We start from the raw sequence: 17,394 nt of genomic DNA, 5'->3' as shown, positions 1-17,394 counted from the left end.
GTCATGACCGCAGCCACTCCCGCCGCCAACCCCGCCCGCAAACGCCTGCTGCTGCTGGCGACCGGGGCCTTCATCCTCATCGCGATCGCATATGGCATCTGGTGGGCGCTATTCGGCGCTCACTTCGAAAGCACCGATGACGCCTACGTACATGGCAACCTGGTGCAGATCACGCCGCAGGTGCCCGGCACGGTCGTGGCGATCGAGGCCGATGACACGGAGACCGTCGCCGCCGGCCAGCCGCTGGTGCGCCTGGATCCGGCCGACACCGACGTGGCCCTGCAGCAAGCCCAGGCCAAGCTCGCGCAAACGGTGCGCCAGGTCCGCACCATCTATGTCCAGAACGATGCCCTGGCCGCCGACGTCGATCTGCGCAACGCAGACATCCTGCGCGCCCAGGCCGAACTGACCCGCGCGCAAAGTGACGTAAATCGCCGCCAGCAACTGGCCAAGTCCGGCGGCGTCAGCGGTGAAGAAATCCTGCATGCCGAAGCCGCGCTGAAATCCGCCCAGTCAGGCCTGGCGCAGGCTCGCGCCGCGCTGGCCGCCTCGCGCGCCAAACTGGCCACCAATCAGGCGTTGACCCAAGGCACGACCGTCGCCGACCATCCCGACGTGCGCGAGGCCGCGGCCGGCCTGCGCAACGCCTGGCTGGCGCAATCGCGCACCGTGCTGCCCGCCCCAGTGGGCGGCGTGGTAGCCCGGCGCAGCGTGCAAGTCGGCCAGCGTGTTTCGCCCGGCTCGGCCCTGATGACGGTCGTGCCGCTGGACCAGGTATGGGTCGAGGCCAACTTCAAGGAAGGCCAGCTGCGCAAAATGCGCATCGGCCAGCCGGCCAAGATGGTTGCCGACCTGTACGGCAGCTCGGTCACCTACCACGGCACCATTGCCGGGCTGGATGCCGGCACCGGCAGCGCCTTTGCCCTGCTGCCCGCCCAAAACGCCACCGGCAACTGGATCAAGGTCGTGCAGCGCGTTCCGGTGCGCATCGCGCTCGATCCCGAGGACCTGAAGAAACATCCCCTGCGGGTAGGCCTGTCGATGGACGTGGAAGTAGACGTGGGCAAGCAGGAAGGCGAGCCGCTGACGCAGGCCGAACGCAAAGAGCCGGCGTGGTCGACGCGAGCATTCGAACCCGCCCACGATGAAGTCGACACCATGATCAGCAAGATCATCGAGGCCAACCTCGCATCATGAGCGCCGCCCAGCAGCCCGCTGCCCCGGCGGCATCTCCGCCGGGCACCTATCCGCCGCTAGAGGGCGCGACCCGCATCATCGGGTCGATCGCCCTGTCCACGGCGGTGTTCATGAACGTGCTGGACACGTCGATCGCGAACGTGTCCATCCCCACCATCTCGGGTGACCTGGGTGTCAGCACCAGCCAGGGCACCTGGGTCATCACCTCCTTCGCCGTCGCCAACGCAATCACCGTGCCGCTCACGGGTTGGCTCACGCAACGCTTCGGCCAGGTGCGGCTGTTCCTGGCGTCCACGCTGCTGTTCGTGCTGGCGTCATGGCTGTGCGGCTTTGCGCCGTCGCTGGAGGCCTTGATCGCCTTCCGCGTGCTGCAAGGCGCGGTCGCCGGCCCCATGATCCCCCTGTCGCAAGCACTGATGCTGGCGAGCTTCCCCAAGTCCAAGGCGGGCATGGCGCTGGCGGTATGGTCCATGACCACGCTGGTCGCCCCGGTCGCGGGGCCCTTGCTGGGCGGGTGGATTTCCGACAACTACACCTGGCCCTGGATCTTCTACATCAACGTGCCGGTGGGCCTGCTGGCCGCCTGGATCAGCTGGCGCATCTATGGCGAGCGGGAATCCGTCACGCGCAAGCTGCCGATCGACAAGATCGGCCTGGCGCTGCTGGTCGTGTGGGTAGGCGCGCTGCAAATCATGCTGGACAAAGGCAAGGAGCTGGACTGGTTCGCCAGCCCCACCATCATCGTGCTGGCTGCTACCGCCTTCGTCGCCTTCGTCTTTTTCCTGATCTGGGAACTGACCGATGCCCATCCCGTTGTGGATCTGCGCCTCTTCAAGATCCGCAATTTCACGGTCGGCGCGCTGACGCTGGCGGTGGCCTACGGCGTCTTCTTCGGCAACGTGGTGCTCCTGCCGTTGTGGCTGCAGAGCAATATGGGCTATACGGCGACCTACGCCGGGTTGGTGACCGCCCCGGTGGGCCTCCTGGCGATCCTGCTGACACCCATCGTCGGCAAGATGCTTGCCACGCGCGACCCGCGCCAGATAGCGACCGTGGCGTTCCTGATCTTCGCGCTGGTGTGTTTCATGCGTTCGGGGTTCAACACCCAGACCGATGTCCGCACGCTCATGGTGCCGACCATCATCCAGGGCGCGGCCATGGCGACGTTCTTCGTGCCGCTCACCTCGATCACGCTGTCCGGCATCGAGCCATGGCGCATTCCTGCCGCCTCGGGTCTGTCGAATTTCCTGCGCCTCACGGCCGGCGCGTTCGGCACGTCCATCGCCACAACGCTGTGGGAAAACCGCGCAACCATGCACCACTCGCAACTGACCGAAGTGGCCAAGCCCGGCCAGCAGGCGTTCGACCGGACCATGGACGCGCTGCAGAACGGGCTGGGCATGACGCATCAGCAAGCCCTGACGATGGTAGACGGCCTGATCAATACGCAAGCCTTCACCATGTCGGCGGTGGACGTGTTCTATGCGTCGGCCATCATCTTCCTGGCCCTGACCGGCCTGGTCTGGTTCGCGCGCCCCCGGTCCGCCAAGGCGGGCGGCGGCGGCGCGGCCGAAGCGGCGGCCGGCGCCCACTGACGCGCGGCGTGGCCGGCCCCGGACGTTACTGTCCCGGGCCGGCCACGCAAAGTCTTATTCTTTCAGCAGGACCTGCCAATCGGCGCGCTCGATGATGTCGGCCGACAGGGCACTGATGGGAGACAGGTTGAACACCGAGATGCCGCGCGCACGCCATTGCGCGGCCGCGAAGCGGAACGACGGCTCGATCAGCTGCGAAAATTTGCGCGCCAGCCTGCTGGGTTGCGGAATCTGCCCTTCATCGTAGAAGCGCACCCCGTTCTGCAACGTCAGGTCCAGTCCGTGCGCATAGATTTTGCGGGCGCCGCTGGACACCAGTACCTGCAAAGCGGCATAGGCCACCGTGTCCGCGTCGAACACGCCCAGCCCGGCATTGAAGCTGAATCCCATCCCGCGCTTCGCATCCAGCAATTGCACATCGGGAGAGGCCGCCGCCATTCGCTGCAGCACGGCCGGTGCGGAGATGCGTTGGTACGCGGGTTCGGAGATCAGTTCAATGATGCAGATGCGGCAGCGGATCGACTCCTGCGGCAGCCCCTGCATGATGTAGCGTAAGACTTCGGGGAGGACATACAGTGTCAGGTCGCGCGACACGATCTCGCGCACCAGGTCGATACGTTCCCGGGCGAAGTTCTGGTCGATGATGCAGTAATACTTGAACGGCAGGTCGAACTTGCGCGCCAGCATGATGGCGCCGTTCACGCCCATCGCCGCACGGATGTCCAGCCGGTCATAGGGGATCCGCGTGACGGACGGACCACTCAGGATCAGGTGCACTTCCTGGTCGGCGGGATCGTAGCCGCGAGCCAGCGGGGTAACGGGCTGCGACCTGCCAAATGCGCGAAAGCCGCAGATGGCGCCCCCCCTATCCCGCCAGATCCTGACGAAAGGCCACAAGTGCTGGTTATGCCTCTGCTTGCGCGACCGCAGCACGCGGAACAGCTTGCGTACGAAACGGTCGGCGCGCCCGCCGCCCACATGGGCGGCGGATGAGGAAAAGACAGATTCGTCCATTGACTAGCCTGAGGGCCTTGCCGGCTGGTCCTCAGCCGGCGGCGATCAGCGTGGCGATCGCGCTGCCGACCTCGGCGGTGGAGGCCGTACCCTTCATGTCGCGCGTGCGCGGGCCCTCCGCCAGGACGGTCTCGATAGCCTTGACGACCGCGGCCGAAGCGTCCGGATAACCCAGGAAATCCAGCATCAACGCACCGCTCCAGATCTGTCCGATCGGGTTGGCGATGCCCTTGCCGTAGATGTCCGGCGCCGAACCATGCACCGGTTCGAACAGCGACGGGAACTTGCGTTCCGGATTCAGGTTGGCCGAAGGCGCGATGCCGATGGTGCCCGTGCAAGCCGGCCCCAGGTCCGACAGGATGTCGCCAAACAGGTTGGAGGCCACCACCACGTCGAACCAGTCGGGATGCTGCACGAAGTGCGCGCACAGGATGTCGATGTGGTACTTGTCCCAACGCACATCGGGGTAGTTTCCTGCCATCTCGGCCACGCGCTCGTCCCACCACGGCATCGAAATGGAAATGCCGTTGGATTTGGTGGCTGCGGTCAAATGCTTGCCGCGCTTCTGCGCCAGTTCAAAGGCGAACTTCAGGACGCGATCGGCGCCGATGCGCGTAAACACACTTTCCTGGATGACCACTTCGCGCTCGGTGCCCGCGAACAGGCGGCCGCCGCTGTTGGAGTATTCGCCTTCCGTGTTCTCGCGAACGATGAAGAAATCGATCTCGCCGGGCTGGCGGTCCTTGAGCGGCGAAGGCACGCCGGGCATCAGGCGGACCGGACGCAGGTTGATGTACTGGTCGAACTCGCGGCGGAACTTGAAAAGCGATCCCCACAGCGCTTCATGGTCAGGCACCGTGGCGGGCCAGCCGATGGAGCCGAAGAAAATCGCTTCGTGCTGGCCGATCTGCGCTTGCCAGTCGTCCGGCATCATCTTGCCGTGCTTGGCGTAATAGTCGCAGCTCCAGTCGAAATGGTCCCACTGAAAATCGATGCCGAATCGCGTTGCGACCGCGTCCAGCACCTTCAAACCCTCGGGCACGACTTCCTTGCCGATGCCGTCTCCAGGAATCACCGCAATCTTGTGTTTCTTTGCCACCACGTCTTCCTTTGTTTTCCTTGGGTGCATCACGCGCGACCCCGGAAATCAACGGCCACGCGCAGCCCCTTATCATTGCACGAGAATGTTACTCGATACCATCCCTGGCGAAGCGCGCCCAGGGGTTCAACGGCGGCCTTTCGAGCCCAGCAACGAGCCCAGGATGCCTCGGGTCAGCTCACGTGCTATCGAGCGAGCCGTGCTCTTGGCCATGGTCTGCACGACACCGTCGCGTTTGCCGCCACGCGGGCCGGTGGACCCGAACAGGACTTCATTCAGGCTGTCCATGAGGCCGCCCCCAGATTCCTCCTGCGTGCCCCTGCCTTCATCAGGCTGCGCGGAGCCGTTCTTCGCGTTGCCTGCCGGCTCCGCCGGCTTGGCCGCGCGCCCAGCCAGGACTTCATAGGCGGATTCCCGGTCAATGGCCTTTTCATATTTCGATGCCAGCGGACTTCCCTGGCGCAAGCTCTGCCGCTCGGCGTCCGTCGCCGGGCCGATCCGGCTTGCCGGCGGCACGATAAAGGCGCGCTCGGTGGGCATTGGCCGTCCCTTCGGATCCAGCAGTGATACCAGCGCCTCGCCCACGCCCAGCTCGGTAATGGCCGCCTCGATGTCCAGCCCGGGATTGGGACGCATCGTCTGGGCTGCCGATTTCACGGCTTTCTGGTCGCGCGGCGTAAACGCCCGCAGGGCATGCTGGACGCGGTTACCCAATTGCCCGAGCACGGTGTCGGGAATATCCAGCGGATTCTGAGTCACGAAATAGACGCCCACGCCTTTGGACCGGACCAGGCGCACGACCTGCTCGATCTTGTTCAGCAGCGCCGGCGGCGCGTCGTTGAACAGCAAATGAGCTTCATCGAAGAAAAACACCAGCTTGGGCTGCTCCATGTCGCCCACTTCAGGCAATTTCTCGTACAGGTCGGCCAGCAGCCACAGCAGGAAAATGGCGTACAGGCGGGGGGCTTGCATCAGCTTGTCGGCGGCCAGGACGTTGACGATGCCACGCCCCTGCGCATCGGTGCGCATCAGGTCGCCCACGTCCAGCATGGGCTCGCCGAAGAACTTCTCGGCCCCCTGCGATTCCAGGGCCAGCAACCCGCGCTGGATCGCACCCACGCTGGCGGATGAAACATTCCCATAGCGGGTCTTGAGTTCCGCGGCGCGATCCGCCACGTTCTGCAACATTGCCCGCAAATCTTTCAGGTCCAGCAGCAACTGGCCTTCGTCGTCCGCCACCTTGAAGACCAGCGTCAGCACCCCTTCCTGCGTGTCGTTCAATTCCAGGATGCGGGACAGCAGCAGCGGCCCCATGTCCGAAACGGTGGCGCGGACCGGCAGGCCCTGCTCGCCGAACACGTCCCACAGCGTCACGGGGCTGGCCGCCCATGCGGGCTCGCTGAGGCCCAGGTTCTTCAGGCGCTCCAGCAGCTTGGGAGTGGCCGCGCCGGCCTGGGAAATGCCGGTCAGGTCACCCTTGACGTCGGCCATGAACACAGGCGTGCCGATGCGGGAGAAGGACTCGGCCAGGACTTGCAGGGTGACGGTCTTGCCGGTGCCCGTGGCCCCGGTGATGCAGCCGTGGCGATTGGCCAGGGCGGGCAGCAGCGCCAACTCGGTCTGTGCATTTTTGGCGATGACAATGGGGTTGGGCATGTGCAGCTCTCCGAACCAGGAATCAGATGGATGCCCAAGTGTAGAGCCTGCCGCACCGCTTGTGCGCGTGGCAATAAGGACACATGCGGTCTGCCCCCGGGCGCGCCGGGCGCCGGCACGGTAAAATGCCATCTTTGCACACTATTTACCCTGGGAAGCCATGGCCGGACACAGCAAATGGGCCAATATTCAGCACCGTAAAGGGCGCCAAGACGCCAAGCGCGGAAAGCTCTGGACCAAGATCATTCGTGAAATCACCGTGGCGGCGCGTGCCGGCGGCCCTGACCCGGACAGCAACCCGCGCCTGCGCATGGCCTGGGACAAGGCCACCGACGCCAACATGCCCAAGGACAACATCCAGCGCGCCATCCAGCGCGGCGCGGGCGGCGCGGACGGCGAAGCCTACGAAGAAGTCCGCTACGAAGGCTATGGCATCGGCGGCGCAGCCGTGATCGTCGACTGCATGACCGACAATCGCACCCGAACGGTCGCCGAAGTGCGCCATGCCTTCGCCAAGAACGGCGGCAACCTGGGCCAGGAAGGCTCTGTCGCCTTCATGTTCAAACACTGCGGCCAATTCGTGTTTGCGCCCGGCACGTCGGAAGACAAGGTCATGGAAACGGCCCTTGAGGCCGGCGCCGAAGACGTTACAACCGACGAGGAAGGCGTGATCGAAGTGGTCTGCGCGCCGGCCGACTACGCCGCCGTGCGCAGCGCCTTCGACGCCGCCGGCCTGAAGGCCGAGGTGGACGGCATCGTCATGAAGGCCCTGAACGAGACCGAACTCGCTGGCGAAGACGCGATCAAGATGCAAAAACTGCTCGACGCCCTGGAAGGCCTGGACGACGTGCAGGAAGTCTATACCACCGTCGTTTTCGACGAAGCGCAGTAATCCCTTTACCCCCGGCGACGCGAAGGCCCCGCCTTCTCGGCGCCACGCTGTCACCGGATCCGGGCCCGCCCGGCTTCCTTGGCCTACTCCCACGGGCTGGCGCCTTGCGGCGCTCGACTGGCAACCTTAAGAACCACGCAACATGAAACTCCTGGTAATTGGCTCTGGCGGCCGTGAACATGCCCTCGCCTGGCGTCTGGCCCGCTCCCCGCGCGTCCACAAGGTGTACGTTGCCCCCGGCAACGGCGGCACGCAACGGGCCGAACAGATCGAGAACATTCCGTTCACCAATGCCGAGGAATTGGCCGATTTCGTGCAACGCGAAGGAGTCGCCCTGACCGTCGTCGGCCCCGAGGCCCCGCTGGCCGCCGGCGTCGTGGATGTATTCCGCGCCCGTGGCCTGAAGATCTTCGGGCCGACCAAGGCCGCCGCCCAACTGGAAAGCTCGAAAGACTACGCCAAGGCCTTCATGGTCCGGCACAACATCCCGACCGCCCGCTACGAAACCTTTACCGACCCGGCCAAGGCGCACGCCTACATCGACCAGGAAGGCGCGCCCATCGTGATCAAGGCCGACGGTCTGGCTGCCGGCAAGGGCGTTGTGGTCGCCGCCACGCTGGAGGAAGCACATGCCGCCGTGGACGCCATGCTAGGTGACGGTTCCATGGGCGCAGCAGGCGCGCGCGTCGTCATCGAAGAATGCCTGGTGGGCGAAGAAGCCAGCTTCATCGTCATGTGCGATGGCCGCAACGTCCTCGCCCTGGCCACCAGCCAGGACCACAAACGCTTGCAGGACGGCGACCAGGGTCCCAACACGGGCGGCATGGGCGCCTATTCGCCCGCCCCCATCGTCACTCCGGAACTGCACCACCGCATCATGCGCGAAATCATCCTGCCGACCGTGCAGGGCATGACGCGTGACGGCATCCCGTATACGGGTTTCCTGTACGCAGGCCTCATGATCGCGCCGGGTGACGACCCCGATCGCGAAATCAAGACCCTGGAGTTCAATTGCCGCATGGGCGACCCGGAAACCCAGCCCATCATGATGCGCGTCAAGAGCGATCTGCTGGACGCCCTGGAGCATGCCGTGGACGGCACGCTCGACCAGGCCGACATCATCTGGGACCGCCGCACCGCGCTGGGCGCCGTGCTGGCCGCGCACAACTACCCCAACACGCCGCGCACCGGCGACGTCATCCGCGGCCTGCCCGCCGACGCCGAGGACTGCATGGTGTTCCACGCCGCCACCAAGCTGGATGGCGAGGAAATCAAGACCACCGGCGGCCGCGTGCTGTGCGTCACGGCACTCGGCGACTCCGTCAAGATGGCCCGCGACCGCGTCTACGAAGCGATCGACGGCATCCATTTCGACGGCCGTCAGTACCGCAGCGACATCGGCTGGCGCGCGCTCAAGCCGTCCCAGCAGAAGTCCAAGCCCAACGTCTAGCTGGATCCGTAGATGAACGCCTTGCCCGTCTCTTCCGTCCGAGACTACCTCACTGGCTTGCAGGCCCGTATCGTCGGCGCCCTGGAAGCCGCTGAAGGCGCGGCTTTCCGCAGCGACGAATGGGTGCGGCCCGAAGGCGGCGGCGGACTATCGCGCCTGCTGGAAGGCGGCTCGTTGTTCGAACGGGCCGGCGTGCTGTTCAGCCACGTCCAGGGCACCAGGCTGCCCCCCTCGGCCAGCGCGCACCGCCCCGAACTGGCAGGCCGTTCATGGGAAGCCATGGGCGTGTCCATGGTGCTGCACCCACGCAATCCCTATGTGCCCACCACGCACATGAACGTGCGCATGTTCCTGGCGGCCGCCCGCCCCGGGCACGACGAGGCTGACGTCTTCTGGTTCGGCGGTGGCATCGACCTGACGCCTTACTATCCGTTCGAGGAAGACGCCCGCCATTTCCACGTCACCTGCCGGGACGCGCTGGCTGCTCACGGCGCCGATTATTACCCGCGCTACAAACGCTGGTGCGACGAGTATTTCTTCCTGAAGCACCGCAATGAAACGCGCGGCGTCGGCGGCATCTTCTACGACGACCTGAATGCACCCGGGTTCGACGCCTCGTTCGCCCTGACCCGCTCCGTGGGAGACGCCTTCCTCCCGGCCTACATGCCGATCTTGGAACGCCGCCGCGACCATAACTACGGCGAACGCGAACGCGACTTCCAGGCCTACCGCCGGGGCCGTTACGTGGAATTCAATCTGGTCTTCGACCGCGGCACGCTGTTCGGCCTGCAGTCCGGCGGCCGCACCGAATCGATCCTGCTGTCCATGCCGCCCCTGGCGCAGTGGCGCTACGACTGGCAACCCGAGGCGGGCACACCCGAAGCGGAATTGGCTGCCTACCTGAAACCGCGGGATTGGGTTTGAAACGCATCGGCCTCCTGGGCGGCAGTTTCGACCCCGTCCACCTCGCGCATATCGCATTGGCGCAGAATGCCTTGCAGTCCCTTGGCCTGGCCGAGGTGCAACTCATCCCCGCAGCCAATCCCTGGCAACGCGCGGCGCTGCATGCCACGGCCGAACAACGCCGTGACATGCTGCAGCTGGCCATTGCCGGCCATGCGGGCCTGGTGGTCAATCCCATCGAAATCGAACGTGGCGGCGCAACCTACACCATCGACACGCTTCGCGCCCTGCCTCAGGACGCTCGCTATGTCTGGCTGCTGGGCACCGACCAACTCGCAAATTTCTGCACCTGGCGCAACTGGCAGGACATCGCGAGCCTGGTGGATCTGGCCGTCGCCACCCGCCCGGGCACCGAACTCAGCGCTCCGCCTGCGCTGGCCGCACATCTGCTCAGCCAGGGGCGCAAGCTCCTGGAACTGCCTTTTACCCCCATGCCGGTATCGGCCTCGGAGATCCGCCGACGCCTTGCGCAAGGTGAATCCACCGACGGCATGCTTGCCGCACCAGTCGCCGCCTATATTGCGGCGCACCATCTTTACCGATAAACCCACACCCGCCGGGCACTGAAAACGCCACCGGACCAGCATTCGCTTTCCGCGCGCGGGTTATATTTGCTGCTATGGATATACAAAAACTCCAACGCGCCGTCATCGACGCCCTCGAAGACGTCAAGGCGCAAGACATCAAGGTCTTCAACACCACGCATCTGACCAGCCTGTTCGATCGCGTCGTGATTGCAAGCGCCACCTCCAACCGCCAAACTCGCGCCCTCGCTTCCAGCGTGGCGGACCGCGGCCGCGCGCTCGATCTCTCCGGAATCACCATCGAAGGTGAAGACACGGGCGAATGGGTCGTCGTCGACCTCGGCGACGTGGTCGTGCACATCATGCAGCCTGCAATCCGTCAGTACTACAACCTGGAAGAAATCTGGGGCGGCAAGCCGGTACGCGTAAAGCTCCTGCCCGAGTCCACCCGCGCAGTGCCGGTTGCCACCGACGGCGCTCACGACGGCGAATACTGAGTCCGCCGTGAAGCTGATAGTCGTGGCCGTGGGGACACGGATGCCGGACTGGGTGCAAACCGCCTGGGACGACTACGCCAAACGCCTGCCAGCCGACTGCGCGCTGGAACTCCGCGAAATCAAGCCTGAGCCGCGCACCACCGGCAAAACGCCCGCTCAGATGATGGCGGCGGAAGCCAAACGGATCGAAGCCGCACTGCCCGCCGGCGCCTTGCGCCTGGCGCTGGATGAACGCGGACGAGACCTCACCACCATGGCGTTGTCGCAAAGGCTGGAGCAATGGCGCGCCGGCGGCCAGGACGTCGCGTTTCTCGTCGGCGGTCCGGACGGGCTGGACGCCGGCCTGAAGGCCTCTTGCGCCGGACAGTTGCGCCTGTCCTCGCTGACGCTGCCCCACCCCATGGTGCGCGTGGTGCTGGCCGAGCAGCTCTACCGAGCCTGGGCCATCATGACCAACCATCCCTATCACCGCGCCTGACCCCTGGCCGGGCGGGCGCCTACCTCGCTGACGCATGACCAACTCCGTAACCCCCACGCGCCTCTACCTTGCATCCGCCAGCCCCCGGCGGCGCGAACTGCTGACACAGATCGGCGTGGCACACGAAGTCCTGCTCGTGCCCGCTCCTCCGGGCGAGGACGAACCTCAGCATCCCGGTGAAAGCGGCGCCGACTACGTCCGGCGCACCGCAAGAGACAAGGCGCTGCGGGGCCGCGATTGGATGCGCAGCCAGCATCTGTCTCAGTTGCCGCTCCTGGGCGCCGACACGACGGTCATCCTGGCGGGCAAGGTACTCGGCAAACCCGTCGACCGCGACGACGCGATCCGCATCCTGCGTGCCCTGTCGGGCTCGGCTCACGAAGTACACACCGCCGTCGCCGTCTGCTCGGGAGACCAATTGCAGGAAGCCGTCTCCGTCACCGAAGTCCACATGCGGGAGCTGACGGACGCGGAAATCAGCCGTTATTGCGACAGCGGCGAGCCCTTTGGCAAAGCGGGCGCCTACGGCATCCAGGGCCTGGCCGGCACGTTCATTTCCCATATCGCCGGCAGCTATACCGGTGTCATGGGTCTGCCCTTGTTCGAAACGGCAAACCTGTTGCGCGCGGCAGGCATCCAGATTCCCTGATAGACGCGGCACTCGTCCCGAAAAAAATCCCCCGAGACCTTGCAGTCGGGGGGATTTTTCATCGCAATCCAGTCTTTCTTCAAGCGCCCTTCAACCGTGCTGCACCGGCCGGCCCAGCGTCACCACGCCCGCGGAGGGCGTCTCCTGGACCGGGACGGAAGCCGGCACGGGCTGGACGTCGCCCTCAAGGGCTGCATGCAACTGCTCCTGATCCAACTCCCCTTCCCAACGCGCGACGACCACGGCTGCGGTCGCATTGCCGACCAGATTGGTCAGCGCGCGGCATTCGGACATGAAGCGGTCCACGCCAAGAATCAGCGCCATGCCAGCGACCGGCACGGAAGGCACGACTGACAGCGTGGCAGCCAAGGTGATGAAGCCCGCGCCAGTGACACCCGCCGCGCCTTTGGAACTCAGCATCGCAACCAGCAGCAGCAGGATCTGATCGCCCAGCGACAGAGGAATGTCGCAAGCCTGGGCAATAAACAGCGCCGCCATCGTCATGTAGATATTGGTGCCATCCAGGTTGAACGAATAACCGGTAGGCACCACCAGGCCCACTACCGATTTCGAACATCCGGCGCGCTCCATCTTCTGCATCAGCGTGGGCAGCGCGGCCTCGGAAGAACTGGTACCAAGCACCAGCAGCAGTTCTTCGCGGATGTAGCGCACCAGCTTGAGGATCGAGAAACCGTTGTAGCGGGCCACCAGACCCAGCACCAAGACCACGAACAGCACCGACGTCGCGTAGAAGGTGCCAACCAGCATCGCCAGATTGATGACGGATTTGATGCCGTACTTGCCAATGGTAAAGGCCATCGCACCAAAGGCTCCGATGGGCGCGGCCTTCATCAAGATGGCGACCAGCTTGAAAACCGGCTGGGCCAGGGCAGTCATGAAGTTCAGTATCGGCTTGCCGCGCTCCCCCACCATGGCCAGCGAGATTCCAAACAACACGGCCACAAACAGGACCTGGAGAATATCGCCGCCCACGAATGGGCTGAAGATCGTGGTCGGGATCACGTTCATCAGGAAGCCGGTGATGGTTGAATCATGCGCTTTGGCCACATAACCCGACACCGCCTTCTCATCCAGCGTCTTGGGGTCGATGTGCATGCCGGCGCCCGGCTGGACGATATGGCTGACGATCATTCCCACAATGAGCGCGAGCGTTGAGAACACCAGGAAATACAGCATGGCCTTGCCCGCCACGCGACCGACCTTTTTCAGGTCGCTCATCGCGGCGATGCCAGTAGCCACGGTCAGGAAAATCACCGGGGCGATGATCATCTTCACCAGCTTGATAAAGGCGTCCCCCAGCGGTTGCATCTGCTGGCCGAGCTCCGGCTTGAATGCACCCAGCAGCACCCCCACCAAGATGGCGAAAATCACCTGCACATAGAGGATTTGATAGAACTTGAGCTTGCGCGCGGGCGCGACTTGATCCACGTCGATCATTGGGATTTGTCCCCACCAAAGCCCCTTGCTCCGGGCGGTTGGGCACGGGCGACGGGGCGTTATCTGTTTTCTGGCCTGCGGGTGTCACCACAAGCCGATTTCATCTCTGCGAAATCGCGAGACTTGGGCTGGGTATTGCAAGACTCGTGCCAACCGTCCTGGCGTGGTCTGACTTGCGCAAGTCATTGATTGAAAACGGTTATCCGCATCGCCACGGAAATTCAACCGCTCTTTTCAGGCGAAATTCCACACACAAGCAAGGTAGAATGTGCGAAAAACCGCACAACCCATGCCTACCCGCCCTTCCTCCGCCGCCTCGGCGCCCAATCCGAACTCCGAAACTCGGCCTGCCCGCACGCGCCCAGCTTCCGCATGGTCGTGGCCCTGGCGGGCCGCCGCCATGCTCTTGGGCACAGGCATCGTCTTTGGCGTGCTGCATATCGCCACGCTCTGGGCTCGCGACGGCGCGCTGCAAAATGCATCGGCGCAGGCGCGGGGCGCCGCGCAGATCAATGCCGCCCTCCTGCGCAACAATCTCGACAAGTTCCGGGCGTTGCCATTCGTCCTCACCCGGGACGTCGATGTGCGTGCCGCCTTGCAGCAAAGCTCGCCCGCGCAGATCGAATCCCTGGACGAAAAACTCGATACGCTCAGCCGCGGCGTGGGCGCGTCCGCTATCTACGTCCTGGACAAGAAGGGTCTCGCCATTGCTGCCAGCAACTGGCGCGAACCGGCCACCTTCGTTGGCGTGGATTATCAATTTCGGCCCTACTTCCAGGGCGCGGTCTCCAGGGGTTCGGCAGAGCATTTCGCCCTGGGCACGATCAGCCATGAAGCCGGGCTGTATCTTTCCAGGCGGGTGGACGGCGCCAATGGCGCCATGCTGGGCGTGGTCGTACTGAAAGTGGACTTCCGCGACCTGGAAGCCGATTGGCGCCAGTCCAATGCCCCCATTTTCGTCACCGACGAACATGGTGTGGTGTTGCTGGGCAGCATCTCCGACTGGCGCTTCGACGTGCTGGCGCCGCTGGCCCCGCCCCTGGCGCGCACGTTGCGCACCAGCCTGCAGTTCGGCGATGCCCTGTTCCAACCCTTGCCGCTCAAACCGCCGCTGCACCCGGTCAGCAACGGCCAGCTCGTCCGCACGGAGTCCACCCTGCCGCAGATCCCCGCCGGCGCTCCGCTACTGCACACGACCCTGCCTATCGTGGAATCGCCCGGCTGGACTTTGCACCTGTTGTCGCCGGTGCAGGCGGCCATCAACCAAGCGACCGCCAACGCGCAGCTCGGCGCTTTGCTGGCGCAGAGCGCGCTGGCCGCCATCGTCGGTTTCATCCTCTTTCGCCGGCAGCGCAACCGCGAACGCGCTGAACAGCAGGCGGCCGTCCAGGAACAGTTGGCCTCACTAGTCGACGAACGCACGTCGCAGTTGTTGAGGGTGAACGAACAGCTGGTCGATGAAATGGACGAACGCCAGCGCACGGCGGCCCGCCTGCACACCATGCAGGAAGAACTGGTCCAGGCCAGCAAGCTTGCCTTGCTCGGCCAAGTGGCCGCCGGCGTGGCACACGAGATCAATCAACCCGTCGCCGCGATACGCGCTTACGCCGACAACGCCGCCGAGTTCTTGCGGCGGCAGGATGATCGGGCCGCACAAGAGAACCTGGGCACCATCGCTGCATTGACCGAACGTATCGGCCACATCACCGGTGAATTGCGTGCTTTCTCGCGCAAGGCCGGGGCCTCGGTGGGGCCGGTCAGCTTGAAGGACTGCCTGGAAGGCGCCCTGCTGCTGGTCGCGCCGCGCGCGCGGAGGCAAGGCGTCGTATTGCAGCGGCCACCCGAGGCCCAGAACTACCAGGTGCAGGCCAACCGCGTGCGGCTGGAACAGGTGCTGGTGAATCTGCTGCAGAACGCCATGGAAGCCCTGGAAGGCCTGGCAGACGGCCGCATCGTCGTCGCCTTGCAAGACCTGGGAGCCACGGTGCAGGTCTACGTCAGCGACAACGGCCCCGGCTTATCCCCGGAAACTCGCGCCCACCTGTTTACCCCTTTTCACACCACTAAGCCGGAAGGCCTGGGACTTGGCTTGGTCATCTGCCGAGACATCGTCGCTGAATTCGGCGGCGACCTGATCGCCGCAGGCCCGGCCGACCCCACTTTCCCCGCTCCGCATGGCCCAGGCAGCGGTGCGATGTTTATTCTGACGTTGCGCAAGGCACCCGGCCAAGGCAACGCTACGAGCCTCCATCATGCCCCCAGCAACTGAACTCCCATCTCCCCCGCCAGCCTCCCTGGACGGCAGCCTGCAGCAGCCGTTTTCACCGCGAGCGGTGTTCATCGACGACGACGAGGAGCTGCTGCGCGCCAACGCGCAAACACTCAAGCTGCACGGCATCAAAGTGGATACGCACGCCAGCGCGCGCGCCGCGTTGCCGTTGCTGACGCGTGAGTTCGACGGCGTAGTCGTAAGCGACATCCGCATGCCGGACATGGACGGCCTGCAGCTGTTCCGACGCATGCGCGATATCGATCCCGACATTCCTGTGATCCTCATCACTGGGCATGGCGACATCGCAACCGCCGTGCAGTGCATGCAAGACGGCGCCTACGATTTCCTGGCCAAGCCCTATGCCGCGGACAGGCTCATCACGGCGATCAGGCACGCCGCGGAAAAGCGCCATCTGATCCTGGAAAATCGCCGCCTGCGTGAAGCCGCCTTTGCGGTCGAAGCCGACGAGGTGCCCTTCATCGGCACCACCCCCGCCATGCAGCGGATCAAACAAACGCTGCGCCACATCGCCGACGCCGACGTAGACGTTCTGGTCGAAGGCGAAACAGGCACCGGCAAGGAAGTCGTGGCTACCGCTCTGCATCGTCTTAGCCGTCGTCGGCATCGCGCGCTGGTAGCGATCAATTGCGGCGCCCTGCCCGAAAGCGTTATCGAGAGCGAACTCTTCGGCCACGAACCTGGCGCGTTCACCGGCGCCCAGAAAAAACGCATCGGCCGCATCGAGCATGCCAGCGGCGGCACCTTGTTCCTGGACGAAATCGAAAGCATGCCCCTGGCCGTCCAGGTCAAGCTATTGCGCGTACTGGAGTCGCGTCAGATCACCCCCCTGGGCAGCAACGAAGTGCGCAATCTGGACTTGCGCGTGGTGGCCGCGACCAAGGAAGACCTGGGCAGTCCGGCCATACGCGACAAATTCCGCGAGGACCTGTTCTACCGCTTGAATGTCGTAACCATCCGGATCCCGCCCTTGCGCGAACGGCGGGAAGACATTCCGCTGCTCTTTGCCCACTATCTCGGGCATGCATCGCGCCGTTTCCAACGCGAGATTCCGGAAATGCCCGCGTCCATCAAGCAGCATGTCATGACCCACGATTGGCCCGGCAATGTGCGCGAGCTTGCGCACTTTGCCGAGCGCGTCGTGCTGGGCGTGCTGAACTTGCCAGCTCCGCCCACTCCCGCCATGCCGGACATCTCAGAGAGCCTGCCGGAGCGGATGGAACGCTTCGAAGCGCAGCTCATCCGCGACGCGCTCCAGGAACACCAGGGCGACATCAAGGCCACGCTGGAATCCCTTGGCATCCCACGCAAGACTTTTTACGACAAGCTGCAGCGCCACGGCATAGACCGGCAGCAATACACGCAGCAATAGCTTTTCCAGCAGAAGCCCCAAACAAAAATCCCTCGCAGGCTCTTCCGGCGAGGGATTTTTCTTTACCGCGGCGTCACAAAGAACGCGGCGCAAGGCGCGCAACACAAAGGGCGCAACACAAAGGGGGCAACACGCAGATGGCAACACAAAGACGGCGCCACAAAGACAAAACCCCACAGGGGTTACCTGTGGGGTTCTGCGGAATAAAAGCTTGACGATGACCTACTTTCACAGACGTCCGTCCACTATCATCGGCGCAA

15 protein-coding genes are annotated in these 17,394 nt (G+C 64.4%); 11 read left to right on the top strand and 4 right to left on the bottom strand.

All coding sequences use genetic code 11. The annotated features are described in order from the left end of the window. Positions 1-3: 3 nt before the first annotated feature. Positions 4-1,197, top strand: coding sequence for an efflux RND transporter periplasmic adaptor subunit (locus tag VCS63_RS28215; protein WP_042792802.1), 1,194 nt, complete (start codon positions 4-6; stop codon positions 1,195-1,197). Beyond that, positions 1,194-2,792: a DHA2 family efflux MFS transporter permease subunit gene (locus VCS63_RS28210; protein WP_063639687.1), complete on the top strand. Its 1,599-nt coding sequence runs from the start codon at positions 1,194-1,196 to the stop codon at positions 2,790-2,792. The genes VCS63_RS28215 and VCS63_RS28210 overlap by 4 nt, the downstream gene beginning before the upstream one ends. Before the next feature lie 54 nt (positions 2,793-2,846). Here the strand turns inward: VCS63_RS28210 and VCS63_RS28205 are convergent, their stop codons facing one another. From VCS63_RS28205 to VCS63_RS28195, 3 genes are all read right to left on the bottom strand, one after another. Next, a complete protein-coding gene (locus VCS63_RS28205) occupies positions 2,847-3,806 on the bottom strand; it encodes a hypothetical protein (RefSeq protein WP_063639688.1) in 960 nt (319 codons plus the stop codon). A gap of 31 nt (positions 3,807-3,837) precedes the next feature. Continuing rightward, positions 3,838-4,905 carry a tartrate dehydrogenase gene (locus VCS63_RS28200; RefSeq protein WP_042796889.1) on the bottom strand — a complete coding sequence of 356 codons (1,068 nt, stop codon included), beginning with the start codon at positions 4,903-4,905 and terminating at the stop codon, positions 3,838-3,840. 126 nt (positions 4,906-5,031) lie between these two features. Continuing rightward, on the bottom strand, positions 5,032-6,561 hold the full coding sequence (locus VCS63_RS28195; protein ID WP_323881691.1) for a DUF853 domain-containing protein: 1,530 nt from the start codon (positions 6,559-6,561) through the stop codon (positions 5,032-5,034). A gap of 160 nt (positions 6,562-6,721) precedes the next feature. Between VCS63_RS28195 and VCS63_RS28190 the strand changes: the two genes are divergently transcribed. From VCS63_RS28190 to VCS63_RS28160, 7 genes are all read left to right on the top strand, one after another. Then, positions 6,722-7,453, top strand: coding sequence for a YebC/PmpR family DNA-binding transcriptional regulator (locus VCS63_RS28190; RefSeq protein ID WP_042792801.1), 732 nt, complete (start codon positions 6,722-6,724; stop codon positions 7,451-7,453). Positions 7,454-7,595: 142 nt separating this feature from the next. Further along, positions 7,596-8,903, top strand: coding sequence for a phosphoribosylamine--glycine ligase (gene purD / locus VCS63_RS28185; protein WP_063639690.1), 1,308 nt, complete (start codon positions 7,596-7,598; stop codon positions 8,901-8,903). A gap of 12 nt (positions 8,904-8,915) precedes the next feature. Then, a complete protein-coding gene (gene hemF, locus VCS63_RS28180) occupies positions 8,916-9,827 on the top strand; it encodes an oxygen-dependent coproporphyrinogen oxidase (RefSeq protein ID WP_063962464.1) in 912 nt (303 codons plus the stop codon). Continuing rightward, positions 9,824-10,411 (top strand): nicotinate (nicotinamide) nucleotide adenylyltransferase, encoded by a 588-nt coding sequence (gene nadD / locus VCS63_RS28175; RefSeq protein ID WP_042792799.1) that lies wholly within the window; start codon positions 9,824-9,826, stop codon positions 10,409-10,411. The genes hemF and nadD overlap by 4 nt, the downstream gene beginning before the upstream one ends. Positions 10,412-10,485: 74 nt before the next feature. Continuing rightward, the gene (gene rsfS, locus VCS63_RS28170) at positions 10,486-10,887 is read left to right on the top strand and encodes a ribosome silencing factor (protein ID WP_042792798.1); all 402 of its coding nucleotides are present in this window, start codon (positions 10,486-10,488) and stop codon (positions 10,885-10,887) included. 7 nt (positions 10,888-10,894) lie between these two features. Then, complete coding sequence (gene rlmH, locus VCS63_RS28165; RefSeq protein ID WP_042792797.1) at positions 10,895-11,365, top strand: 23S rRNA (pseudouridine(1915)-N(3))-methyltransferase RlmH; 471 nt, start codon at positions 10,895-10,897, stop codon at positions 11,363-11,365. A gap of 34 nt (positions 11,366-11,399) precedes the next feature. Continuing rightward, a complete protein-coding gene (locus VCS63_RS28160; protein ID WP_323881687.1) occupies positions 11,400-12,014 on the top strand; it encodes a nucleoside triphosphate pyrophosphatase in 615 nt (204 codons plus the stop codon). Between the two features lie 90 nt (positions 12,015-12,104). Here the strand turns inward: VCS63_RS28160 and VCS63_RS28155 are convergent, their stop codons facing one another. Then, on the bottom strand, positions 12,105-13,472 hold the full coding sequence (locus VCS63_RS28155; RefSeq protein ID WP_063639694.1) for a dicarboxylate/amino acid:cation symporter: 1,368 nt from the start codon (positions 13,470-13,472) through the stop codon (positions 12,105-12,107). Positions 13,473-13,872: 400 nt separating this feature from the next. On the opposite strand from VCS63_RS28155, the gene VCS63_RS28150 reads away from it, so the two are divergent. Continuing rightward, the gene (locus VCS63_RS28150) at positions 13,873-15,741 is read left to right on the top strand and encodes a sensor histidine kinase (RefSeq protein WP_323881685.1); all 1,869 of its coding nucleotides are present in this window, start codon (positions 13,873-13,875) and stop codon (positions 15,739-15,741) included. After that, the gene (locus VCS63_RS28145; RefSeq protein WP_323881683.1) at positions 15,725-17,134 is read left to right on the top strand and encodes a sigma-54 dependent transcriptional regulator; all 1,410 of its coding nucleotides are present in this window, start codon (positions 15,725-15,727) and stop codon (positions 17,132-17,134) included. Before VCS63_RS28150 ends, VCS63_RS28145 begins: the two co-directional genes overlap by 17 nt. Positions 17,135-17,394: the final 260 nt, after the last annotated feature.

This window comes from Achromobacter sp. D10 (assembly GCF_035282245.1).
In the GTDB taxonomy this organism is placed as follows: Bacteria; Pseudomonadota; Gammaproteobacteria; order Burkholderiales; family Burkholderiaceae_B; genus Achromobacter; species Achromobacter insolitus.
Note: the sequence above shows the minus strand (reverse complement) of the source record. Positions and strands in the feature narration are given on the sequence as shown.

Excerpts from the sequence above, each read along its gene's own strand:
- VCS63_RS28215 (WP_042792802.1), top strand. The coding sequence starts at position 4 with ATGACCGCAGCCACTCCCGCCGCCAACCCCGCCCGCAAACGCCTGCTG.
- VCS63_RS28210 (WP_063639687.1), top strand. The coding sequence starts at position 1,194 with ATGAGCGCCGCCCAGCAGCCCGCTGCCCCGGCGGCATCTCCGCCGGGC.
- VCS63_RS28205 (WP_063639688.1), bottom strand. The coding sequence starts at position 3,806 with ATGGACGAATCTGTCTTTTCCTCATCCGCCGCCCATGTGGGCGGCGGG.
- VCS63_RS28195 (WP_323881691.1), bottom strand. The coding sequence starts at position 6,561 with ATGCCCAACCCCATTGTCATCGCCAAAAATGCACAGACCGAGTTGGCG.
- VCS63_RS28190 (WP_042792801.1), top strand. The coding sequence starts at position 6,722 with ATGGCCGGACACAGCAAATGGGCCAATATTCAGCACCGTAAAGGGCGC.
- purD (WP_063639690.1), top strand. The coding sequence starts at position 7,596 with ATGAAACTCCTGGTAATTGGCTCTGGCGGCCGTGAACATGCCCTCGCC.
- hemF (WP_063962464.1), top strand. The coding sequence starts at position 8,916 with ATGAACGCCTTGCCCGTCTCTTCCGTCCGAGACTACCTCACTGGCTTG.
- rsfS (WP_042792798.1), top strand. The coding sequence starts at position 10,486 with ATGGATATACAAAAACTCCAACGCGCCGTCATCGACGCCCTCGAAGAC.
- VCS63_RS28160 (WP_323881687.1), top strand. The coding sequence starts at position 11,400 with ATGACCAACTCCGTAACCCCCACGCGCCTCTACCTTGCATCCGCCAGC.
- VCS63_RS28155 (WP_063639694.1), bottom strand. The coding sequence starts at position 13,472 with ATGATCGACGTGGATCAAGTCGCGCCCGCGCGCAAGCTCAAGTTCTAT.
- VCS63_RS28150 (WP_323881685.1), top strand. The coding sequence starts at position 13,873 with ATGCTCTTGGGCACAGGCATCGTCTTTGGCGTGCTGCATATCGCCACG.
- VCS63_RS28145 (WP_323881683.1), top strand. The coding sequence starts at position 15,725 with ATGCCCCCAGCAACTGAACTCCCATCTCCCCCGCCAGCCTCCCTGGAC.